This window comes from Chryseolinea sp. T2, assembly GCF_037203685.1.
Taxonomy (GTDB): Bacteria; Bacteroidota; Bacteroidia; order Cytophagales; family Cyclobacteriaceae; genus Chryseolinea.
This window is the reverse complement of sequence record NZ_JBBCAU010000002.1, coordinates 607,601-614,583: the sequence shown is the minus strand read 5'-3', so window position 1 is coordinate 614,583 and position 6,983 is coordinate 607,601. Positions and strand designations below refer to the sequence as shown.

Sequence of the window (6,983 nt, the reverse complement as noted above, 5' to 3'; positions counted from 1 at the left end):
TTGATTTGGAAGCTCAGTGCGTTTGCTAAAGTTGTTTTTGGAGAGCGCGCGCTTCGTAGTTTGTTTAATTCCGAGACGGCGCGGGGCGCCGCAGGCACGGGAGACTGCGGCTTTGCTTTCCCACACTTTAAAATAGGTTGATGTCTGTTGTAGTACCGTGTGTAGGGTCGCCGCGAATAAAATGCAGGGTCGGGAGGCAAGGGAGTTTTAGAGTTTTCGGGAGGTGCGTTGATTTGGAAGCTCAGTGCGTTTGCTAAAGTTGTTTTTGGAGAGCGCGCGCTTCGTAGTTTGTTTAATTCCGAGACAAGGGAGACTGCGGCTTTGCTTTCCCACACTTTAAAATAGGTTGATGTCTGTGTAGTACCGTGTGTAGGGGTCGCCGCGAATAAAATGCAGGGAGGCATCAGTGGTCCCGTAGAACGATTGATCTATCGAACGAATCGATTTTCAATCACACAGCGGTAACGTCGGAAGGATGTACGGGCCTAAGCCCATTGTAGAGAAAGTTCATCGTGCGGAAGTGGGTCGGGTAATTTGGCAGGATCGCTAGTCCTCTTCCTTGTTATCCGATTGGATGTGTACCTTGAAAGCCGATCCTATACCTGGAACACTTTCAACGTCGATGTGCCATTTATTCTGGGCAATGAACTCGTAACACAACATCAGACCCAGGCCTGTTCCCTTCTCTCCTATCGTTCCTGCGACGCTGCGGTCAACCTGTGCCCGCTGAATTTTTTCGATAAGACTTTTCGATATACCAATGCCCGTATCAGAAACACAAATCTCAACTTTCGATTCCCGCTCATGCACTTCGATGCGTACTTCACCGCCGTTGCCGGTAAACTTAATTGCATTGTTGACAAGGTTCCGAATGATAAATGACAGTTGATGTTCGTCGGCATTAACGCAAATGTTCGGCGCGACATTAGCAACCAACTTTATCTTCTTCTTCTCCGCCAGCGCCTGATACAGCCTAACAACGTCATCGACCAGGCCGGCAACCCGCACCTGCTCCAATTGAGGCCGACTGTGAATGGAGGTTTGCGTCCTCGCCCACAAGATCAGCTTCTCAGCAAGACTTATCGTATTCTGTACACTGAGGTGCAGCTGTTCAATGATACTACGAATACCATCCTGTTTGAATGCAGTCGTGTCTCCAAGCAAAAGATTAATCAATCCTTGTACTGACTGAAGTGGTGCCACCAGGTCATGGGCCACTACTGCAAATAATCGCTCCCGCGTTTCATTTATACCAGAAACAAACCGAAGCTGATCTTCAATAATTATTTGCTGCGCCTTTAATTCAGCCGTCCTCATGCTGACCATCAGCTCCAGATACTCGTTATTATCTTTTATGATGGCTTCCGCCTTCTTCTGGTCTGTCACATCAAAAGACATGATCAACGCACCCTCGTGGATTGAAATAATCTTAAGCTGAAAGAAACCTTTTGTGGCATCAGGAAACTCAAATTCATTTATCCATTCCTGCGAGACTCCACTTTGAAGACAGGTTTTGATCCTCTCGAAAAGCGGCGTTTGATCAATACCCGGATAACATTCCATCATCGTCCTGCCGATAAGTTCATCCCTTGAATGTTTCTTTCCCTGAACCATAGCAGCGTCGTTGACATAGAGGTATCGATACTGATGATCAATCACCTGTACGCCTTCAAGCATTCGGTCAAAAATGCTAAACGTTGACATAGGAAAGGAATGGAATGATTGAATATAACGTGGTATGGAATTAAAATCAAGACTAATTCTTCTGGTCAGGAATCACGATGAGGATAGGTCCAACGTTAGCTGTGTTCGGGACATGGGTTGAGCGACTGGATTTTACTCGGCAGTGGGACTTAACGGGACTGCTCGTCTCTATAGATCTTCAGTAAATGAAAGGCAGCTGGATCTATCCGTAAAATAAGGTCGCTCAACCCATGTCCCGAACACAGCTAACGTTGGACGCTCTCATCTGATGTTATGCCTGCTTTCAATCCGAGTGCGTTCGTCTCATTCCTCTCTTAACACCACCTGGCCGCTTCGTTGCACTCGCGCCGGCTTGCCAGCTTGAACGCTGCAAGCAATTATCATCTGATTCTATCCGCAAAATAAGGTCGCTCAACCCATGTCCCCCGAACACAGCTAACGTTGGACGCTCTCATCTGATGTTATGCCTGCTTTCAATCCGAGTGCGTTCGTCTCATTCCTCTCTTAACACCACCTGGCCGCTTCGTTGCACTCGCGCCGGCTTGCCAGCGTGAACGCTGCAAGCGATGATCATCTGATTCTATCGGTAAAATAAGGTCGCTCAACTCATGTCCACAAACGCAGCTAACGTTGGATGTTCTCAGCTTATGTTTTGCCTGCTTTCAATCCGAGTGTGTTCGTCTCATTCCACCGGCTCAGTGATGGCTGACGGTCTTCGCTGCCACGTCGTGAGCATGCCCTGGCCGTTTGACAGATCCAAGCATTCTGAAAACGGGAGAGAAAAGACGGAACTTATCGGTTGCCGATCCTTTAATCTTTTCCAGCAACGTAGATAACACCAGGCTATAAATCACATAACAAATGAACAGCATGAATCCAGGCTGAAGGGTCGTTTCGTTAGTGGATATACTCGCAAGTGACTGCGTCTTAAAATTGAGGTTGGCCAGTTGATTGTCAAGGATACTCTTGAATCCAATGTACGCCATGAAAATGGCGACGACATAAACATCAGCCATCGACCATTTGCCTGACTTCAGGGCGAAGAAGCGCACAACCTTTGACGTTCGCCATCCCGAATTTCCCACTAGATAGAAACGACTTCCTATCAGTTTCGCCAGGGGAAACAGTATGCTAAAGATGAGAATCAGCATGCCGACTACCATCGAGTCCCAATGCCCGTTGGTGATCAGGACATGCACCACATCAACAATGCTTTTACTTTGGAAGAAGATGATCTGATCGTTGAATATCAGTTTCTCCCCCAGAAGAAAGAAACTCATTTCCTTTATGCGGGCATCTATTTCGATCATTGGTGCTGTGAGGCCTGCCACCAGCACAATGAGCGCAAGTGCGACGGACGCAGAGAATAAAAGATTATGCACATGCCGATACTTCATAAAAAACATCCACAAGCTCATGAACAAAACAACGATCCCTATTTCAATTAGGGCAAGCTTATATAGTTCTGCACCGAGCACATCAGAACGTTCTTCGATATTCGCATTGAAGGTAGGCACATCGGTCGCGCCGTATTTCGACAGAAGCATTTCCAATCGGGCAACGTCGTTAGAACTGTCGTAGGTAATCGCACCGTATTCTTTGATCTTTGATAAGACAAGCTCCTTCATCTTCTTCTTGTTCTCATCTTTCTTAATCTCCCTTACGATGGTCGTCGCGAATTCGGGGACCTTCGCGTGGATCTTTCGTTCGCTTACCAGGGCGTTGATCACAGCCTTACGCACAATTCCCTTCAGTGATTTTCTCTTCTGATGCATGATGGTATCGGCCTTATCGATCACGGCATGCAATACTGATTCAACCTGCAACTGTATTACTTTCTCCTGCTCAGCACTCAGCTCAAACTCGTCGATCCTGTTGGACACTATGCGAACGAGGTGATCTTTCCAGGCATCGACAGACAACAGGCCATAGGTGATGTTATTAATGCTACTATAGTCAGCCTTGATGGCCGCCCGCTCGTGAGCAAGATTGTAAATGCGAAAGCTGCAATACGTTGCTCCTACCAGGAACGGTATGACGAGGAGCGCGAGAGTGATCTGATGCTTTACAGTTGCCACATTGTTCCGGTTAGCGACCGGCGGCGCGGCGGGTTAAGGAGCCGCAAAGGCATTGACAAAGCGCAGGCCACTCGCACGTTGCTTCGCTGGGTGGAAAAACGTCTACAAAATCAGGCAAATGGAATCTAATTGCATTTACCATTGAGGAAATTCATACTCATGTGTGGCACAGGGGCGGTCCAACGTTAATTGTGTTCGTGGACATGGGTGGAGCGACTTCTCACGGTCGTGGGTGATTGTGGCGTGGTACATCTTGGAGAATTTCAGAGGGAGGAACAGTGTGAGAGCGAAGGACTGCGTATATAAGGTCGCTCCGCCAATCAAAGCCCAACCTTCTCGCGTTTGCTCCATACTTCATCAATGGGATCGCCTTTGCTGCTCAGTCCCCTGTGGCGCCAGTCACCGTTCTCCATTGAAAAGTCAAACTGAAGATCCGAACCGACGCGGTTATCGTCGCGCGAAAAGAAGAGGATATGTTCCCTGTATTTTCCGTTCTCCGTTGTGGATGTGCCTCCACCTGTTCCGGAGAATTCCTTTGTCTCCACGTTGTAGGCGATCCATTGGAATCGTGTCCCTGAAAGTATCTTCATCGTACGCCGCGCTCCGGGATTCATCTGCGTCATCTTTCCATCGTTCATACGTCCGGTGATTATCCATGCGCCTGGTAGCTTGCCTGGAGTGCCGTCGTCAACTCGCGCCCACTGCTCACTTTTTCCATTCACGGTAAGCGTTAATTTACCTGCCTGCAACGTATAACCTACCTTCCGCTCTGTTCCAACGTTCTGTGGACTTTCCGAATCGAACTCGATGGTCTCAATGATTTCATTTTCATTTTTCCGCCAGCGTCCGCCAGTGGTAGAGACGAACTTTTTGGTTTCCGTACTGTACACGCTGACCGCAAAGAATTGTTCACTGTAGATTTTTGTCTTCTTCACGTCGGAACCAGTTTCCCATGCACCAACGAGTTCCGGCGAGTTCTGTGCGTACACGTGGCTCATGGCTATTGCCAAAACCAGTAACAACTTAATCCCTATTGCTTTCATCCGCTGAATTGTTTTATCAATTGATACTCTTGCACAAAAGAAAACTATCTGCTACAGATTGATACTACTGACAGGCTGCACAAAATTAAAGAATCTCTATACCGCTCCTTCTCATTAACTCGATTGCGTTAGCGTCGCGGCATACGCCTTTAGTGAGTGCAAAATCAAAGATCAACTCATTGTTCTGCAGCGTACTATTAAAGCTATAGTTTATTGCTCCGGCACGCTTCTCTGCCATGGCCGCCAACTCGAGATCATGGGTCGAAATCAGACCGATGGAATTGAGTTTACTAAGTTGTTTAATCAATGAATAGCCCCCCTGACATCTATCCTTTGAATTGGTTCCTTTAAACACCTCGTCCAACACGAAGAATACAGCATGCCCGTGCTTTAGCAAATTCAGCAGGCCCGCTATTCTTTTGAGTTCTGCATAAAACGACGACACACCTTCTTCCAGGCTATCCATTGTCCGCATGCTGGAAAATATCCTGATGTTTGATATGCGACCTGATTGGGCGCAACATGGCGCTCCCATCAACGCCAATGCCGCGTTCATGCCAAGCGCTCTCAAAAAGGTGCTTTTCCCTGACATATTTGAACCGGTAACTACCCCGATATTCCCCCGGTCGCTCAGGCAGAAGTCGTTGTAAACTCTTTTCTCTCTGTTTATCAAAGGGTGTCCGACACTATTAAAATCAAAATGGTATTGTTCATCCACAATTTCGGGAAACGCAAAGGATGGATTTGAACAGTGAAATCCCGCCAAACTGCTCAGTACTTCAAAATCACTAACAGCATCAACGCATGTTCTAAGTATCGAAGAATTCTGTGCCTTCCATTGTTCAACAGCAATGATTAAATAAACATCCATAAACCAAAGCGCATTGGCGGCTGAGTAAAAGAAATTATTAAACTGTCGTTTGCCGCCCTTGAGTTTCAGTACTTCCAACATTCTAACTAAGCGTTTGATTTCCTTAGCGGTGTTGCTGGTGCATAAAGAAGACTGAAGTTTCCGGAGCAGTTCGGATTGGAACTTCGCTGATTCGATCTTAGCGGAGAGTGACTGGTAGGTCTGTAGTAATTTTATATCGCGATGTATATTTTTTATGAATTCGTCTGTGAGGTACCTAAACTTTCGGAGAACCATCGAGTTAATCAATAGCATAATTATTAATGGAACCGAATATTTAATAAGATCCTCCGCGGTATTTAGAGCAAAGGCATGGCGTAGAAAGTATGCTGCCGCACTGGTGGACAGCAAGGATAACAGTACACACACAGTAATGTATTTCGCCTTTTTCGTCAGCAGGCGAACTGGCTTCTCTACCAAACTCAGAAGTTGATCGAACTCGTCCTTTGTATGTCTGAATTGCATACCGGCTGCATGGAAGTGTTGCCTCCATTCTAACATTGGAGAAAGTTCTTTGACCGCTTCCTGCCTTTTAAGGATAACAATGTTCGGGGCCGCTGTTGAAAGCCAATCAGCAAGTTGCCGTTCACCCTGCTCAGTAGTCGTGCGATTTATAAGTTGAAAAATCGAGTGATTACCAAAAATATCAAGATCCGATGCATACGGATGATTGCTGTCGATGAATTTGTCACCTGACGCGAAACCTGTTAACTTGTTTTCATGTCGCAGCATCTCGTGTTCGTTTATTTCCCGTAAAGAAGACGTATACTGGGCGAGGTTATCAACGTTTGTATGGCGCCTCACCAGGAAACCAAAACCAAACACACATAAAGGAGCTATAACGAGGAATAGCAGTAGAAAGCTCTGATCACGTAGAATAAAAATTGCCAATCCTGAGAGAACGAAGACGCACAGCCTATACATGGAAAGCAGGTCGGATTTCCGTTTTAATCTCGAGGCAGCGTCCTTGTATTTTTCAATGTTAGTCTGATAAATTCTCATTGCTTGAACGTGGTTAACGGTGGCATTGTATCTCAGAAATAACCGGAGTAGTGATTAATTGACAAATTAATAAAAGAACTGATTCAATGATCAATTCCATTTTTGATGAGCCATGGGAGTTGAGGTTGTCTCAATTGGTGGCGACGAAAACCGCAAAATGTAAAATACTAAATGTAAAATGTAAAAGTGCAAATAGTGGCATTGATAGAAACGCCCAAACGCGAGAAGAAAATTCAGTGGGAGATC

Annotated in this window: 4 protein-coding genes; all 4 read right to left on the bottom strand. The window is 46.3% G+C overall.

Features of this window, described 5'->3' with window-relative positions:
* Positions 1-546: 546 nt before the first annotated feature.
* The 4 genes from WBG78_RS07460 to WBG78_RS07445 all read right to left on the bottom strand — a co-directional run bounded on the left by WBG78_RS07460 (position 547) and on the right by WBG78_RS07445 (position 6,737).
* Entirely contained in the window at positions 547-1,704 is a 1,158-nt protein-coding gene (locus tag WBG78_RS07460) for a PAS domain-containing sensor histidine kinase (RefSeq protein WP_337325771.1), read from the bottom strand.
* A gap of 695 nt (positions 1,705-2,399) precedes the next feature.
* Entirely contained in the window at positions 2,400-3,782 is a 1,383-nt protein-coding gene (locus tag WBG78_RS07455) for a paraquat-inducible protein A (protein WP_337325770.1), read from the bottom strand.
* A gap of 320 nt (positions 3,783-4,102) precedes the next feature.
* A complete protein-coding gene (locus WBG78_RS07450) occupies positions 4,103-4,825 on the bottom strand; it encodes a membrane or secreted protein (protein WP_337325769.1) in 723 nt (240 codons plus the stop codon).
* An 85-nt stretch (positions 4,826-4,910) separates the two neighbouring features.
* Positions 4,911-6,737, bottom strand: a complete 1,827-nt coding sequence (locus tag WBG78_RS07445) for a MutS-related protein (RefSeq protein WP_337325768.1) — start codon at positions 6,735-6,737, stop codon at positions 4,911-4,913.
* Positions 6,738-6,983 lie beyond the last annotated feature (246 nt).

What these genes read in the sequence shown, in the direction of transcription:
- WBG78_RS07460 (WP_337325771.1), bottom strand. Translation starts at nt 1,704, where the DNA reads ATGTCAACGTTTAGCATTTTTGACCGAATGCTTGAAGGCGTACAGGTG.
- WBG78_RS07450 (WP_337325769.1), bottom strand. Translation starts at nt 4,825, where the DNA reads ATGAAAGCAATAGGGATTAAGTTGTTACTGGTTTTGGCAATAGCCATG.
- WBG78_RS07445 (WP_337325768.1), bottom strand. Translation starts at nt 6,737, where the DNA reads ATGAGAATTTATCAGACTAACATTGAAAAATACAAGGACGCTGCCTCG.